General features: G+C 41.6%; 7 protein-coding genes. 5 read left to right on the top strand and 2 right to left on the bottom strand.

From position 1 onward, the window contains the following. Nucleotides 1–23 precede the first annotated feature (23 nt). A complete protein-coding gene (locus Q8M62_RS16495) occupies nt 24–1,514 on the bottom strand; it encodes a RagB/SusD family nutrient uptake outer membrane protein (RefSeq protein WP_304899234.1) in 1,491 nt (496 codons plus the stop codon). 19 nt (nt 1,515–1,533) lie between these two features. Beyond that, on the bottom strand, nt 1,534–4,527 hold the full coding sequence (locus tag Q8M62_RS16490) for a SusC/RagA family TonB-linked outer membrane protein (protein WP_304899233.1): 2,994 nt from the start codon (nt 4,525–4,527) through the stop codon (nt 1,534–1,536). Nucleotides 4,528–5,654: 1,127 nt separating this feature from the next. On the opposite strand from Q8M62_RS16490, the gene Q8M62_RS16485 reads away from it, so the two are divergent. The 5 genes from Q8M62_RS16485 (at nt 5,655) to Q8M62_RS16465 (ending at nt 17,531) form a co-directional block, all read left to right on the top strand. Then, on the top strand, nt 5,655–8,621 hold the full coding sequence (locus Q8M62_RS16485) for a SusC/RagA family TonB-linked outer membrane protein (RefSeq protein ID WP_304899232.1): 2,967 nt from the start codon (nt 5,655–5,657) through the stop codon (nt 8,619–8,621). An 18-nt stretch (nt 8,622–8,639) separates the two neighbouring features. Further along, nucleotides 8,640–10,274 (top strand): RagB/SusD family nutrient uptake outer membrane protein, encoded by a 1,635-nt coding sequence (locus Q8M62_RS16480; RefSeq protein WP_304899231.1) that lies wholly within the window; start codon nt 8,640–8,642, stop codon nt 10,272–10,274. Nucleotides 10,275–10,453: 179 nt separating this feature from the next. Continuing rightward, nucleotides 10,454–11,056 carry a hypothetical protein gene (locus Q8M62_RS16475; RefSeq protein WP_305668226.1) on the top strand — a complete coding sequence of 201 codons (603 nt, stop codon included), beginning with the start codon at nt 10,454–10,456 and terminating at the stop codon, nt 11,054–11,056. 335 nt (nt 11,057–11,391) lie between these two features. Beyond that, nucleotides 11,392–14,727 carry an FG-GAP-like repeat-containing protein gene (locus tag Q8M62_RS16470; RefSeq protein ID WP_304900505.1) on the top strand — a complete coding sequence of 1,112 codons (3,336 nt, stop codon included), beginning with the start codon at nt 11,392–11,394 and terminating at the stop codon, nt 14,725–14,727. Between the two features lie 143 nt (nt 14,728–14,870). Next, the gene (locus Q8M62_RS16465) at nt 14,871–17,531 is read left to right on the top strand and encodes a DUF5686 and carboxypeptidase regulatory-like domain-containing protein (RefSeq protein ID WP_304900506.1); all 2,661 of its coding nucleotides are present in this window, start codon (nt 14,871–14,873) and stop codon (nt 17,529–17,531) included. Nucleotides 17,532–17,649: the final 118 nt, after the last annotated feature.

Here is a 17,649-nt window from a genome sequence, read left to right as displayed (position 1 = left end):
TTTCAAATTTAATTCAGGCTCGATCAATAACCGGGATTTTGTTTCAACGCAGGGTTAGCATTGATCTGGTTTTGAGGGATTGGGAAAAGTGCTCTGAATGGCTGAGAAGCTGACTTCTCCCACCATGGCTGATTCCATTTCCCGAATCGGATCATGTCAGTTCTTCGGCTTGCTTCAGCAAACATTTCAAAACCTCTCTCATCAAAGATATTATCCAATGTGAGTGTAGTGAAAGCAGGCATATTAGCTCTTGTTCGGATCTGATTGATTGCAGTAAGCGCAGCTGCTGTTTTTCCCTGACGGAATGCAGCTTCAGCTTTGATCAGGATGATATCTCCCAGACGAATCAAAGGATAGTCATTGTTTAAGCTGTTTGCAGCGCCTAAGGCGAATTCAAACTTACCTACTCTTGTACCTGCTTGTCTGAATGCATTAGGAGCAAGCATATTGATATTGGGAGTAAAAGTCAATGGAGGACCGTCCGGATCATTAGGTTCTGCTGAGATATCAATCAAACGTGTACCGTCTGAAGCAAATTGAGGACCTACAAGGAATGACTTTTTACGTACATCCTTGTCATCAAATTTGTTATAGAATTCCTCCAAAGATGCATATCCATTCCAGGGTTGATCTTGCAAATTGTATGTTCTCTGACTTAGGTAGTGTAAAGTCATTTGAGGCAAGTTGAAGCCCGGAGCGTTGTTCTGATCATAAGGAAGCGTCAAAATATTCTCAGTCGAGCCGCTGTTTCTTTCCGAGAAATTGGCAAAGAAATTTGAGGACAAAGAGTATTTGCCACTATTGATCACCTGATCAGCTGCTGCTTCGGCCTCAGCCCATTTGGCAGTACCCGTGTAAATTTGCGCATTCAAATAAAGCTTGGCAAGCATAGCCTGAGCTGTATAGAAATTAACCGTAGACTTTGCGTTGTCCTTTGGCAATGCATCGATGTTGTCCTTTATGGATTTTTCAATGAATGCAAAAACTTCTGCCCTTGTCTTATTGGTTGGATTACCACCTGTGGTAGTTTCGTCAATAATCGGCACATTACCGAATGAGTCAATCAACCATAAGTAAACCAAGGCTCTCAGTACTTTCAGTTCAGAATTCAAGGCTGCCACATCCGGGAACTGGATCAACAGGTTGTTGATTTCACCGATTGCCGTGAAGCAATAGTTCCAGGAGTTGTTGAAGGATTCCTCAGAAGGGTTCCATGTATGTCTGTGCATTCTGATCCATTGGCCTCCGTCTTCCCAGTCAGCACCCTTTTGAGGAATTGCCATTGCATCTGAAGAGACTTCATAAATAGACCAAATACTATTGTGACCTCCCCATGAACCTACGATTCGGGAATAAGCGGAAGCTTTCAGGACGTTTATCAAATTCGGATTTTTGCTGTTTGCAATATCCTCTGCAGTCACACCGTCCAACACCTCTTGCTCAAGCTCCTGACATGCGCCCAATGCATAAACCAATGGGAGCATCAAACAGATTTTACTTATAGATTTTAACATATCTGTAGAATTTGATTGGTTATTTAAAGTTTACTGTTACACCCAACGTGAAAGAACGAGTCTGGAAGTAAGTATTTCTACGCTCGATTCCTGGAGAAAGTGCAGATGTAAATGGGTTATCATTCTCGGAATCATTTATTCTTACTTCTGGATCCACACCAGTGTAGTTTGTTATTGTAAATAAGTTCTGTGCAGCGAAATACACTCTCAAAGAACTCAAATTCGGAGATTTGGTTTGGAAATTATAACCCAATTCCGCGTTGTCCAATCGGATAAACGATGCATCTTCCACCAATGAGCTATTAAATGTCGGAGGTGATTTTACCAAAGGGCTTGTAGGTGTCTTATCTGTCACAACTGAGTTCCATGTGTTTGAGGCGGTATCACCGTTTTCATAGAAACCTCTGTAAGAGTTGTAAAGATCATGTCCCCAAGCGCCTCTAAAGAAGAAGTTCAGGGTCCATTGACCGTACATAAAGCTGTTGGCAAAACCAAATTCACCTTTAGGCAGACCATTACCCAACTTTTCGAATTCATTCGGGTCAGTAGTAGAGAGAATGTACTCACCGTTTTCAGTTAAGCCATTCAAACGAGGACCGTAGAAATCACCCAAATTCTGACCTACTCTGTTGTAGATAATCGGGTTGTTGTTTTGTCCAGGAGAACCCGGAGTTGCAAATCTCAATTCTTCGAAACCTAATTCACCGGCTGATAAGCTTTCGATGGAGGTTTTGTCATAAATTGTAAAATTGAAGGTTGGAGACCATTTCAATGAACCTTTACCGATCTGATTGACAGAGGCTAGAAATTCAAAACCTGCAGCTCTTAAATCTGCCAAGTTTACCCAAGTCGAACCTGCAGTATTGAATCTTCCTGGATCAAATGGGTTTGGTGCACCTGTAGCTACAGGAACATTGAACAACAGGTCAGATATATTTCTGGTGTAGTAGTCAACACTACCGGTTACTTTGTTATTGAACAAGCCAAAGTCAACACCGAAGTTTAATTCCTCTTTAGTTTCCCACTTCAATTCCCGATTTGGGTTGGAGAATTGGTTGATCCCTACGAAGATGTCATTTTGAGTCAGCGGATCCCCGTCAAGATCGATTCGGTTTCCGTTACCGAACACACCCAAGGCCAAAGTTGGAGAAGGAGGTAGGTTACCGGTCACACCGAAAGACACTCTAGGTTTGAATTGAGAGAAAACGCCCATATCGAAAATCTGAGTAAAGTCGGATCCAATAGATACTGCAGGGAATACACCAGTTTGGTTGTTTGGTCCAAAACCGGAATAAGTTTCTGCTCTTACGGATGCTGAGAAGAAAATCATGTTATCCCAATTGAAGTTTGCTCTACCGAATAATGAGTTAAGCTGGTCTTCATTTGCAAAAGATGATACGTTGGTATTGTTACCAACTCTGATTGCGCCGGCGCCTAAGTTATTCCAGCCTAGGTCAAAGAGATATTGTCTTACCCGGGCGTTGAATCCTTGGTTTGTAGTGTACTGCAATCCTGCTCCCCCTAGAAGTGTCATACTTAACTTATCAGAAAGGTCAGTTTCGTATCTCAATGTGGATTCAAAGATTCGCTGCTTACGGTCAAATGTATTTCTTTCAGCTGATCCAGTTGCTCCTAGACCTACCTGAAAATCCTGAAGTGACCAGAATCCACCGGAAAGTGTATTTCTTCTGTCCTGAGAATATTGCCCTGAAAGAGTCAAATTTGGTAGGATGTCGTACTCTACTCGGTATGAGGTTAAGGATGTTTTGGTCTCTCCAACAAACTTTTGTTGTCTGGCCAAAGCTACCGGATTGAAGAAATCAAACAGATCTCGTTGGAAGTAGCCACCAAATCTGTTTCGGGCATCTTCAGTGTTTTCAAATACCGGTGCAGTAGGATTGTAGATCGTTGCATATCTAAATGCAGCATCATTGATTGACTCGGAGTCTACATTGGTAAACGATAAATTGACATTGAATCTCAATTTGTTGTCCAATGCACCTTGGGAAAGGTTCAATCTCGTATTGAGTCTTTCATTTCCGACACCGTTTACGATACCATTGTTATCCCGGTAGTTGACCGAAGCCATGTAGTTGGAATTTCCAAAGCTACCGGATACGCTTGCGTTTGTGGTGTAAGAAAGTGCATCATCGATCAATTCATTTCTCCAGTCGGTCTTGCTGCCGAAATTATTACCGCCTCTCGCTACAAACTCTTCAGCAGATAGAATTGGGATCAAATTTGCTGCCCGATCCATTGTTGCGAAGGAATTGATAGTAACGTTAGTCGTTCCTTCTTTCTTGCCTTGTCTGGTGGTAGTGATCAAAATAACACCGGAAGAACCTCTAGCTCCGTAAATTGCCGCAGCGGAACCATCTTTCAATACATCGATGGATTGAATGTCGTTTGGATCCACGTTTTCAAGAGAAGCACCGATTACACCATCCAATACGATAAGTGGAGAAGCATTCGCACCGAAAGTCGAAAGACCTCTAAGACGCACATTGAATGCATTGTTTGGATTGCCTCCCGGTCTTGTAATGGATAGACCGGCAACCTTACCTTGAAGCAATTGAGCAGGGTTGGAAACGTTACCGCGGTTGAAGTCTTCAGGTTTTACACCGACTACTGCAGAGGTAATTTCCTTTTTGTCCTGCGAACCATATCCAATTACCACAGCTTCCTGAAGGCTTTGAACGTCCTCCTGCAAGTTGATAGTGATGGTAGACTGGTTGCCGATCTCTATTTCCTGTGTCAGATATCCGACAAAGGAAATAACCAATACCTGATCTCCTGCCTGAAGTGGAATCGTAAACTTTCCATCCAGATCAGTCGCAGAACCCCGGGTGGTACCTTTGACGATAACCGTGGCGCCAGGAACAGGATCTCCAAGTCTTGCGTCCATCACTGTGCCAGAGATGGAGCGGGTTTGGGCATTGACAGCTACGATTGCACCGATTGTAAGTGCTAAAGCAAGTGTCAATGACTTGAGTTTTAGTAAATAATTTCTCATAGGGTTTTTTGTTTTTTTAAAAATCGAAATAGGTATGAGTACTTGTATTTCGAATCTAAGGTGAAATGTAAATTTTGATTTTGCAATTATTAACGAAAGCAGTCTTCTTACTTCTAAAAATCTATTTTCAACAGAATAAAGTATTATTTAGCAAAAACACAATGATCAGCTGAATATGTTAAAGTATGTTTAATGGAAAACGTTTTCCATTTGTAGAAACTTAAAAAAATCACTTTTTATTAAATAAATGAAAATTTATCTAAATCCAGAAATAGCCAATTCTGGCAAAAAATAGAATTCTAAAAAAATCAAAAAAGCAGGACATTTTATTGTAATAATTTAAAAAACAAAGCAGGAAATTTAATTCTCTTTGGTTTAAAATGGCATAGATATTAAAGCAATTATCCAAGAAATACCTATAGAAAAATGATCAATTTTTTTGATTGCCTAAAATTATTAAATGAAATAATCCTCAAGATAAGCAATGCTCCTTCCTTTCTCCTTGGGTGACAACCTTAAGCATTATATTTCCAATGTGATAGAGTAACTGCTTTAACCTAATTTTTCATGTTTAAGATTTCATCAGCGAAATTTTTCTCGAATTTTTTTTTTAAAAGAGGCCTAACCTGTCTGTAGGAAGTTGGAATCTAGCATGGTAAATAATCATTCCAGTATGAGTAGGCTCGGACAAGCTCGATTTCATCATGTTTCCCAAAACCTATTGGCTTTCTCAGATTCAGAATTTAATTTTAGTGAAAGATATATTTTCAGGAAATAATTTCATTGATTCAAAGGGATGCCAAATAATAGGTCTTAAATCTAGCAAAAAACAAAAAACTGGCAATAAACAGTCGATTTTGAACAAAAAACAGTCAGAATTTAAGGTTGAAAAAAATCAAATTTGGTATAGAAAGAACAAATGTCAAATGACTTTGGTGTTGGTGATCGCGAGATGCCATTCATTTCGGAAGGTCATTGATTCTGTATTTTCAGTTTAATCGATCCTTTCAAACAGCCACCGAAAAGTTCTCAATCACTTTGGATTGGGACTCCTTTGAGGAGGTTTTTTGGATCGAATTATTCATAAAAGAATATTTAAAACAATTATCAACAACCCAAAAAAACACATGAAAAAACAACTACGAATGATTTTCGTGTTTGGTTTGCTTTTTGTTTTTTGCGTAGGCCATTCGGCTTATGCCCAACTAGCAAAAATTACAGGAAAAGTGACTGATGTTACCTCTGGGGAAGGAATGCCCGGGGTAAGTATTTTGGTGAAAGGTACTTCGCGAGGTGCTGTGACTGATTTAGATGGAAATTACTCTATTGAAGCTGGCCCAAATGAAGTTTTGATAATTACGTTTATTGGTTTTCAACCGAAGGAAGAGTTGGTCGGTACCAGGCTAGTGATAAATACTTCGCTTGCTGAGTCCATTCAAGCACTTAATGAAGTGGTTGTGGTAGGATATGGTACACAAGAAAGAAAAGAAATTACCAGTGCTGTGACGAGTGTCAAAGCTGAGAGTTTTAATCAAGGCACGGTAAACGATCCACGACAATTACTTCAGGGCAAAGTAGCCGGGCTAAATATTGCTAGGCCTGGAGGTAACCCCAACGGGGGATTTAATATGCGTTTGCGGGGGATTTCATCGATTGGAGAGAATGCATCGCCACTCATTGTAATTGACGGGGTTATTGGTGCCTCCCTGAGTACGGTGGATCCCAATGACATCGAATCAATGGATGTTTTGAAAGATGGTTCGGCCGCGGCTATATATGGGACTAGGGGTTCTTCCGGTGTGATCCTAGTTACCACCAAAGCAGGAAAAAAAGGAAGAACTGTTGTTGAATTCAACAGCAGTGTTGCTACCGAAAATGTGGCAAGGACGATCAATGTCATGACAGCTGAGGAGTATAAGCAGATTCCCGGTTCAAGAGACCTTGGAGGCAATACAGATTGGATGGATGAAGTGACCAAGACAGGATTTAGCTTTATCAACAACCTCTCTCTGGGCGGGGGCAACGAAGGTACCAGCTATAGAATTTCGATCAACTCCCGTAATGTTGATGGTGTTGGAATAAATTCCGGTTTTGATCAATTAAATGCAAGATTGAACCTGACCCAAAGAGCGCTTAAAGACAAAGCTGTATTCAGTGTAAACATTTCCAATACATCTATTGACAGACAATTTGGCAATGAAAACTCTTTCAGATATGCCATTATAAGCAATCCAACTCTTCCGGTCATGGATCCAATGCCCCAGAGTCCGAATTTTGGAGGCTATTCCGAACGGGATATATTTGATTGGTTCAATCCTGTATCTATCGCGGAACAAAATATAGCAGATGGTCGCGATAGCAGGCTTCTTGCAAGTATTCGTGGAGAATACAATTTCAGCAGCAAATTTAGAGGTGCGGTTTTTTATGCCAGTCAAAGAGAAACTGATTGGAGAGGTTCTTACTCACCGAAGACCGCCAAATTTGGAGGTGGATTTGGCCGAAACGGATTGGCCACTATTCAAAACAACGAAAGGCTTAACGACCTATTTGAGACTACTTTGAATTATGATGAAACGGCAGGAAAAGTCGGAATGGCTTTTCTGGCAGGTTATTCTTATCAGGAGTTTTTCAATCAAGGGGACTATACCCAAGCAGGAAATTTCCTTACAGACGCATTTACTTACAATAACATAGGTGCAGCACTTGACTTTGCCAATGGTTTGGCGACTGTTTCAAGTTATGCCAACTCAAACAAATTGGTAGCCTTCTTTGGCCGTGCCAACTTCAATTTGGAGGATACCTACCTTTTGTCAGTGAGCGCGCGATACGAAGGTTCAACCAGGTTTGGAGCTAACAACAAGTGGGGCTTGTTTCCTGCCATTAGCGCAGGGGTGAACATTGCCAACTTATTGGATATGTCAGGTGTAAGTGCCATGAAATTCAGAGTAAGTTATGGCAGAACAGGTACACAGCCTGGAGAATCTTATCTGTCACTTTTGAGATTTGGCCGTCAGGGCAACTTCTTCTATAATGGTCAATTCGTACCATCCTATGGACCAGTTTCAAATGCAAACCCGGATTTGGCATGGGAAACAAAGGACGAATACAACATAGGATTGGATTTTGTGATTCTTAACAACAAACTAGATGGTGCGATTGACTACTACACTAGGGTAACAACAGGTATGATCTTACCGATCAACGTTCCTGTTCCGCCAAACCTATTCCCTACCACACAATTGAACATCGGTGAAATGTCCAATTCAGGTCTAGAGGTCATGTTAAATTACAAAGCCATCCAAAAATCTGACTTCAGATGGACTACAGGAATCAATTTCTCGACATTAAAAACAAACCTTAAAAGTTTGTCTTCGGGAGATTTGAGCTTTGGAGAAGTTAATTACCGCTCCAATTTTGGATCACCGGGTCAAAATCTGACTCAGTTGATCCGAATCCAGGAAAACGGACCACTTGGGCAGATTTGGGGTCCTGTACAGGTAGGAATCAGTGAAACTGGAGCACCTATTATGAAAGTAATCAATGGCACCGCCAAAGATGCAAACGGAAATCCAGTCTACTGTAACTGTAATGATGACAGGACCCAATTAGGAACAGCTTATCCTACTTTGAATTTTGGTTTCAACAACACTTTCAATTATAAGAATTGGGACTTGAATTTCTTCTTTAGAGGTTCATTTGGCCATTATCTGATCAACAGCTATAGGGGTTTCTATGAAAACACAGAAAGCACTACTGTTCAAAACTGGAATATTGTAAATACCAAATATTTTGATCCGAAAATTACCAAAGCAGAATATAACAGCACGCATGTTGAAAAAGCTGATTTCGTGGTTCTGGACAATGCTACCCTTGGTTATAACTTTAATGTTGGACCAGGCAGAGCAATCGGGAGAATCAGGACTTTCATCTCTGTTCAAAACCCGCTGATGTTTACCGGATATACCGGTGTGGATCCTGAGGTAAGGTATGGTGACTCAGAATCGGGTAATGATCCGCTTGCACCGGGTATTGAGCGCAGAGCAACTTATTTCACTACTACGATTACTACTCTAGGCCTTAATCTAAGTTTCTAAGCTTAAATATTAAACAACATGAAAAAAATTATAAATGTAAGATACTTCGTGATAGGCTTGGTAATGAGTTTTTTCGCTTCATCATGTATCGATTTGAAAGAAGAAGTTTTCAGCGCTGTCACAGCAGAGAATTTCTTCAAAACAGATGAGGAGTTTATTTCAGCCCTTGGGCAGGCATACACTTCTTTAGGCGGATTGGGTAACCATTCAGGTCTTTGGTCCATCAATGAAATTGCTTCGGACGAAATTACTGTATCACACAAAGGAGGAGACTGGTTTGACGGAGGGGTACTTTTGCAATTGCATCAGCATGAATTCAAAAGTGACAATCCGTTCTTTCAAAATTCGTGGAATTTCCTTTTCGGAGGAATCAATACCTGTAACAGGTTGATCTTTTCATTTGAAAAATTGGACAACCCCAACTCTCCGGCATTTATTGCAGAGCTCAGGGCATTAAGGGCCTTGTATTATTACTGGGCGATGGATGCATTCGGGAATATTCCAATTGTAACAGATTTTGCCGATGTAGAGGCTCCTGCAACCAAATCAAGGAAAGAAGTTTATGACTTTGTGCTGAAGGAACTCAATGAAGTCATCCCTTTGTTGAAGGCAACTAAAGACGGTACAACCTACGGAAGGATGACCAAATGGAGTGCTTTGATGATCAGAATGAAGCTTTACCTGAATGCAGAAGTGTACACAGGCACTCCTCAATGGGCTTTGGCTGCGGCAGATGCCTCTGAAATAATCAACAGCGGGGTTTACAGCTTGATGCCATCTTACAAAGCCAATTTTGCGATCAACAACAGTCAGTCAACTGAAAACATTTTCGTCTATCCTTATGACAAAGTTTTCGCTGGAGGTTTCAACTGGGTGATGATGACGCTTCATATTGTAAGCCAAGCTACATTTAATCTTACCCAGCAACCATGGAATGGCTATCAGACTGTGGAAGAGTTTTACAATTCCTATGTTGATCCTGCCAAAAACCCCGGAACTCAAGGTCCGGTATGGAAAGGCCTGGCTTTGACTCCTTCCACCGGAACTATTGATGGAAGATTAAGCAATTTCCTGGTTGGACCCCAGTTCAGAGCAGATGGAACAACTTTGATTGACCCAGGGGTGGAACCCACGGATCCGACAGGAAGAAACGGTGATCCCAATGGTCCACCGCTCACTTTCATGCCTTACCTTAATGAAATTTCTCCGGGTGGTCTGCGCCAGGCTGGAGCTCGGATTGCCAAATATGAATTTGAAAGAGGCGGGACAAATAACATGAGTAATGACTTTGTGATATTCAGGCTTTCGGATGTCATCCTTTCTTTGGCTGAAGCCAGATTCAGATTGGGACAAACTACAGAGGCTTTGGCTTTGGTCAATCAGATCCGTGCCAGAGCAGGCAATCTTGATCCTTTTACTACCTTGACTGCTGAAAGTCTTTTGGCAGAAAGAGGAAGAGAAATGTATGTGGAAATGACAAGAAGACAGGATCTGATCCGATTCAAAAAATATGGGGATGCCTGGTGGCCTTTTGCGGGAATGAACAGACCCAAGCTGGTGCATTCTCCGGGAAGCTTCCTGGAACTGTTCCCAATTCCTGCACCTCAACTGCTTGCCAATCCAAAATTGAAGCAAAATCCAGGTTACAATTAAATAGGGTTTTTAATAAATTAAGGCAGGCTGAATATTTTTTCAGCTTGCTTTTTTTTAATCCATTTTTAGACCAAACTTTAAAAAAAGATTGAATTACAGATACAAATTCATTTCACTCCTCCTCTTCGGAAATCATATTTGGAGTAAATTTTCATAATTCATTGATTCCAAATTAACCCATGCGTAATTACAAACCTTTATTATTCCCTTTATTCATTCTCAGCATCATCTTTCAGAGTTGTGATTCTCCAATCTATACTTCTTCTGATGATGGTTTTGCTAAATCCGACAGCTTGTTTTTAGGATTTCATCTGGGTATGGCCCAACGGGATTTTTTTGATCACTGTACTGAATTGAACAAACAACAAAAAATCACGCAGGGACCCGGTGGTTCCACTAATGTAGAGTATAGAATTGTAGATGAATATGACAGCGAAATCAGCATGCGCTTTTTTCCGACATTCATCGATGAAAAAATATTTGAGATGCCTGTTACCTATTCATACGTAGCCTGGGCTCCTTGGAACCGGCAATATTGGGCTGAAAATTTGCTTCCAAAAGTGCTGGAGAAATATAAATCAATCTATGGCGATGATTTCAAATTGATCAACCATCCTACTCAGGGAAAAGTGTACTATAAAATTGATGGAAAAAGAAGGATTAACATATTTATCAAAGATGAACAGCATGTTCAATCCGTTTTCACAGATTTGAAAGTAGAAAAGAGGCTCAATGAAGAATTTGAAAAAAGCCAATCCCTAGAGAAAGCACCCTCTAATTGACACGAAATGGAAGGGATTTATGAAAAACCCAAAAGATGAAATGCCCATGATCCCATTGTTTCGGGATTGCAAAGAGGGATTTATTCTGCATGCGAAGATTCCATCTGACCAATAAAAACAAATTATGAACAGATGAAATCGAGCCTGCCTGAGGCAGACAGGCATGACTAAAAAGTCACACACTGGGATGATTATCGACCATGCGAGATTCCATGTGGCAAATAAAAATCAAATTATAAACACATGAAATCGAGCATGACGAGTACGTCACACACTGGGATGATTATAATTCATGCGAAGATTCCATCTGACCAAAAAAATCAATTTATAAACAGATGAAATATGCCTATTTTCCATTTTTGTTTTTTTGGCTGTTCAACCTGATTTCATGTTCCCAAAAGTCTGAAATACAACCAATAGAACCGCTTTTTGTAAGACTCCCCTTCCAACTAACAGGGATTGATTTTATAAATAATCTGACTGAGACAGAGGCATTCAATATTGTTGAATACCTCTATTTTTATAACGGAGGCGGGGTAGCCGTTGGGGATATCAACAACGACGGTCTGGTTGATTTGTATTTTTCTTCCAATCAGGGCTCCAACAGACTTTATCTGAACAAGGGGGAAATGAAGTTTGAGGACATTACCCTGAGCGCAGGCCTCGCCTCAGAAAATCCCTGGAAGACCGGGGTTAGTATGGTAGATATTAATGGGGATGGATTTTTGGATATATACGTCTGTAGGCTGGGAAACTGGAAGGGGATTGTTGGTAAAAATGAATTATATATTAACAACGGGGACTTGACGTTTACAGAAAGTGCGGAGGAATATGGTTTGGATTTTCAGGGTTTCAGTACGCAAGCCGCGTTTTTTGACTTTGACAGAGATGGAGATTTGGATATGTACCTTCTCAATCATGCCGTCCATACAGAAAGGAGTTACGGGAGGGCCGAAACAAGATATTATGATGATGGATTGGCAGGAGATAGGCTTTTTAGAAATAATACAGAAAAAGGGGAAAAGAGATTTACCGGGGTCACCCGGGATGCGGGGATCTTCTCCAGCCTGATCGGGTATGGGTTGGGGATTGGTATTTCGGATATCAATAACGATGGTTGGCCCGATATTTATGTTTCCAATGACTTTAATGAAAATGATTACCTCTATATAAATCAGGCAGACGGAACTTTTAGTGAGCAGATTTCTTCGATGGTCAATAACCACAGCAGGTTTTCGATGGGAAATGACTTCGCGGATATCAACAATGACGGATGGATAGATTTCATCACTTTGGATATGCTGCCCGGGGAGGAAAGCGTTCAAAAAATGTCCGTAGGGGAGGACAGTGAAGAAATCTATCAACTCAAACTTGGTTTTGGGTTTGAAAGACAGGTCTCCAGAAATAGCCTTCAGCTCAACAATTCAAATGGCACTTTCTCTGAGATTGCTCAATACTCGGGAGTTTATGCCACAGATTGGAGTTGGGCGGCCCTTTTTGCGGATTTCGATAATGATGGCTGGAAAGATTTGTTCATTTCCAATGGAATAGTAAGAAGGCCAAACGACTTGGATTACATCAACTTTATCACCAATCCCGAATTGAAAGATGGCTTGCGAAATAAGCCAGACATGAGTAATCTGAGTCTTTCTGAAAAAATGCCTCCGGGAGATGTCAGTAATTTTATTTTCAAGAACAACAGAGATCTGACATTCCGGGACGTTTCTAAGGAATGGGGGATCGACAGTAAAAATTTCTCCAATGGTTCAGTTTATGCGGATTTGGATAACGACGGAGATCTGGATCTGATAGTCAATAACATTAACGAACATGCCGGCATCTATGAAAACCGGGGCGGTCAGATTTCAGGGAAGTCTGGCAATTCAAATTATTTGAAAATTAGATTTGAAGGACAAGGAAGTAACAGATTTGGGATTGGAGCCAAAGTGGAGCTATACAATAAAACCAAAATTCAGATTCTGGAAAACTATACCAGCAGAGGTTTCCAGTCCTCTGTGGCACCTGAACTCCACTTCGGGCTGGGAGATGCCAAAAGCTTCGATTCCCTGAGGATAATCTGGCCAAATGGAAAATCAGAAACCCTGACGAAAGTAGGCGTAAACAGTACTGTCATCCTGAAGGAATCAAAAGCCACAAAACCTTTTGATTTCTCTTCTGATTCTTACGTTCCACCGGTGAAGATGCTAAGCAAAGTATCTACGGGATTGGATTTTAATCATCTTGAAAATGAGTACAATGATTTTAATGCAGAGCCGCTTTTGCCCCATAAATTATCACGGGAAGGGCCTGCGTTGGCTACCGGAGACTTAAACCGAGACGGAATGTCGGATATTTTTGTCGGAGGGGCTTCCGGTCAGCCGGGAGTGGTGTTTCTTCAGGGCAAAGACGGTAAGTTTTATCCAACGAATCAGCCCCTGTTGGAAGAAGATTCTTTTTTGGAGGATGTTTGTGCCGTTTTTTTTGACAGTGACGGAGACGGGTTTATGGATTTGTTAGTGGGAAGAGGAGGAAATATCCCTGATGCAAACAATGAAAGGATGGCCACAGGAATCTATCTCAATGACGGAAAGGGGAAATTTTTCCAAAGGATAAATTTGGCTTTGGAGATTAATGCTCAAGTGTCGGTGGTGAAAGCAGTGGATTTCAACGGGGATAGTTTAACAGATTTAATGATCGGCGGGAGAAATGTGGCCGGAAAGTATGGACAAAGCCCAAGAAGTTATTTGCTGAAAAATCTGGGGAACAATCAATATGAGGATGTGACAAAGGAGCTTGCCCCTGACTTGGAATATTTGGGGATGGTCAAAGACGCGGCTTGGACAGACCTCGACCTGGATGGGAATTTGGACTTGATCGTAGTAGGTGAATGGATGCCTATCACCGTTTTTATGAACAGAAATGGCAAACTAACAAACGAAACATCATCCTTTGGATTGGATAAATCAACAGGTTGGTGGAACTCACTTGTCGCCGAAGATCTCAATGGGGACGGCTTTCCTGATTTGGTGATTGGAAACTTAGGCTTAAATACCCGGTTGAAAACCCGTGGAGAATTTCCGGTACAAATGATTCTCAAAGATTTTGACCAAAATGGAAGTACCGAACAGATAATTTCCTATCCGGTGGAGGGAAAATATTATACTGTGGCATCAAGAGATGAACTGCTAAAACAAATTCCAGTCCTAAAAAAGGACTTTGTTCGCTACCGTGATTTTGCAGGAAAGGACGTTGGGAAAGTGTTTCGTTACATAAATACAGAAGGAGCGAAATATCTGGAGGCAAGTCAATTTGAGTCTGTGGTGCTGCTAAGTCAAAAAGGCAGGGGATTTTTGTCACAGGCCCTGCCGGCCGAGGCTCAGTTTGCCCCCATTGAGGCGATTGAAGTAACTGATGTGGATCAGGATGGGTTTCCGGATTTGATAATTGGAGGGAACAATTCTGCCGCGGCACCTTATTTTGGAGCCTACCTGGGAAGTTGGGGACACATTCTGAAAGGAAATGCTTTGGGTGAATTTAAAGCAGACAATGGATATCCCCTGAAAATCAGAGGGGATGTCAGGGGGATCAAAAAAGTAACTGTGGGATCTCAAACCTGGTTGGTATTTGCTAAAAACGACGGTGAATTGGAGGTTGTACGGTTCGGTCTTTAACGCTATTCCGCCCCTCCCAAACCGTCCGGAAGAGATTGTCTCAAAGGTTTTTCATTAACAATCCTAAATCATCTTAAAACTACCCGGACAACCAATCTGTTGCTTTGAGCATCTGTATCTTTACAAGATGCTAAACCACTTTTATGAGAGAATATAAGCGCACTATTTTATATTTCGCGATATGTCTTTTTGGCATTTCATTTTATTCACAAGCACAGGGGATCAGGGGCAAAGTAACAACCAAGGAAGGTGAACCTTTAGCTTATGCCTCGGTTTACATCCGGAATCTCGAAGATGGTGTTCCAACCAATGAAAATGGGGATTATGAGTTTCGCCTAAAACCCGGGTATTATGATGTGCTGGTTCAGTTTCTGGGCTATAAGTCTCAACTGGAAACCGTGGAAATTCGTGAAGGTTGGGTTGATCTGAATTTTAGCCTGGAACCTCAGATCTACACCTTAAGCACAGTCGAGGTTCGGGCGGGGGCAGAGGATCCTGCACTGACCATCATGCGAAAAGCCATCTCCAAAGCCAAATACCATCGACTCCAACTCCAGCGATATGCCATGACGGTTTATCTTAAGGGTACCGGACAATTGACCGATGCGCCTTTTTTCATGAAAAAGACACTGGAAAAAGAAGGATTGAAGCTCAATGAGGCCTACACTTCCGAATCAGTATCGAGAATTACCTTTACCCTGCCCAATAAAGTGGAGGAAAAGGTCATTTCCATCCGAACAAACGGGGATAATCAAGGCACTTCACCCGCGCCTTATATTCAAACCTCATTTTATCAGGACCAGATCAACGAGATCGTTTCTCCACTTTCCCGCTATGCTTTTAACTATTATCAGTTTAAGTATGAAGGAAGTTTTTTTGATCAGAATGTGATGGTCAGTAAGATCAAAGTGACCCCGAAATCACGTGGCGAGCGGGTTTTTGAAGGATACATTTACATTATCGAAGGTCTTTGGGCTATTCATAGTCTGGATTTGAAGACCTCGCTTTTGGGTTTTCAGATTTCTGCCAAACAACAATATGCCCCGGTTTCTGATAATGTCTGGATGCCTCTGACACATACTTATACCTTTGGCGGAAAGATTTTTGGCTTCGAAGGGGAATTCAAATACCTGGCGTCTACCCGGGAATATGATATTGAATTGAACCCTGATTTGGTTGCTGTCCCCGAGATTATCGATGAAAAGGTTCAGGAGATCCCTCAGGATTTAAAAAAATTCAACAAGTCAATTTCGGCTTTGGAACAGTTGGCCACTGAAGAACCCAAAACCCGAAAAGAGTATCGGAAGCTGATCAATGAATATGAAAAGGAAGCTCTGAAAGAACAACAAGTCGAAGATAAGCAGGGGGTGGTTTCGGAACGCTATTACAGTGTGGATTCCCTGGCAAAAAAGCGTGGCTTGGCTTATTGGGACAGCATTCGGCCGGTGCCTTTGACCTTGAAAGAAGTGGAAGGTTACAAGCGGGATGACAGCCTTGCGGTAGTGGAAACAGCAAAAATGAGTGAGGTAGATTCAGTGGCCAAAAAGGCAAGAAGCAAATTTAAGCCTATGGACTTTATGAACGGAGCCCGATACAGTTTTGGCAAGGGCGTCTCGGTCGGCTTCCGGCAAAATTGGACCAAGATGTCATTCAATACCGTGGAAGGCTGGAAAGTAGGCGTTGGCATGTATTACAGAAAGTACTCGGAAGTTAAGCTTGCCGACAGCGTCAATCGCGTGAGAAAAAGCTTCAATATTGAGCCTGAGCTCCGCTATGGATTTTCCAGTGATCGATTTTATAGGAAAGTGAATTTTCGCTGGTCTCATACCCAGCCGACATCCGGTCAGACTTGGGGCGTGGAAGGTGGGCGATACATATACCAGTTTAATACTGAGGATCCTATTCAGGAGCAAATCAACGCGGCCTATTCCTTATTGCTCAGAAGTAATTACATGAAGCTGTATGAGCAGGATTTTGCCCGTGCCTATTGGTCACATCGGGTGAATTATGGGTTTACTTATCGGGTCAATTTTACCTTGGCTGAGCGAAGATCACTGTTCAATAATTCTGATTACTCGTTGTATAAAAAACCAGAACGTGTTTACACTTCCAATCAGCCTGAGAATGTGGAAGCAGGGGATGTCGCTTTTCAAAATCACCGAATCGCAAAGTTAAACACTGCAATAGAGTGGAGACCTGGCCTGACCTATTCAATTCGAAATGGAAGAAAATCCCCGAATTACGAGCGATCGCCGCTTATTACACTCCTGTATCAAAAAGCGCTTCCCAACTTAATCACCGATGAAAACTCTTCCAAGTTTGATCTTCTTGAATTGGGGGTGAAGCATGATGTCCGCTTTGGGGTCAGCGGAAAGTTGGACTTCAATGTGACAGCGGGAGCGTTCCTGAACAACGACAGGGTCTTTTTTCAGGATTTCAAGCATTTTGGGGGTAACCGGACGATCTTTTCCAATTTTGGTCCAGCTTCGAATTACCGATTTATGGATTATTACAAGTACAGCACGAACTCCAATTATATTTCAGGAATCGCCCATTATCAGTTCAGAAAATTCCTTTTGACTCAGTTGCCGATGCTACGCTTCTCTGGAGTGCGTGAGAATATTTTTGTCAATTATCTAAAAACAGAAAATTCACCACACTATACCGAGATCGGCTATTCGCTGGATAACCTCTTCCGGATCTTCAGACTTGAACTGGGAGTAGCCTTTGAGAATGGCAAATACCTCAGAAGCGGCCTCCTGTTTGGAGTGGCGACATTTATTAATATGAGTTTTGATGATTGAAAAAAGTAGGGATGCAGGGAGTTAAATTGATTGGGTTAGGGGAGATTCGCCGGATGGAATTTTAGATTATCCGTTCAATTCACCCAAAGGCATTATAATTGGTGAATTGATCTTAAGC

The sequence above is a fragment of the Algoriphagus sp. genome, from assembly GCF_030694375.1.
Lineage (GTDB): Bacteria > Bacteroidota > Bacteroidia > Cytophagales > Cyclobacteriaceae > Algoriphagus.
This window is presented reverse-complemented; position numbering and strand designations above follow the sequence as displayed.

What these genes read in the sequence shown, in the direction of transcription:
- Q8M62_RS16495 (WP_304899234.1), bottom strand. Translation starts at nt 1,514, where the DNA reads ATGTTAAAATCTATAAGTAAAATCTGTTTGATGCTCCCATTGGTTTAT.
- Q8M62_RS16490 (WP_304899233.1), bottom strand. Translation starts at nt 4,527, where the DNA reads ATGAGAAATTATTTACTAAAACTCAAGTCATTGACACTTGCTTTAGCA.
- Q8M62_RS16485 (WP_304899232.1), top strand. Translation starts at nt 5,655, where the DNA reads ATGAAAAAACAACTACGAATGATTTTCGTGTTTGGTTTGCTTTTTGTT.
- Q8M62_RS16480 (WP_304899231.1), top strand. Translation starts at nt 8,640, where the DNA reads ATGAAAAAAATTATAAATGTAAGATACTTCGTGATAGGCTTGGTAATG.
- Q8M62_RS16475 (WP_305668226.1), top strand. Translation starts at nt 10,454, where the DNA reads ATGCGTAATTACAAACCTTTATTATTCCCTTTATTCATTCTCAGCATC.
- Q8M62_RS16470 (WP_304900505.1), top strand. Translation starts at nt 11,392, where the DNA reads ATGAAATATGCCTATTTTCCATTTTTGTTTTTTTGGCTGTTCAACCTG.
- Q8M62_RS16465 (WP_304900506.1), top strand. Translation starts at nt 14,871, where the DNA reads ATGAGAGAATATAAGCGCACTATTTTATATTTCGCGATATGTCTTTTT.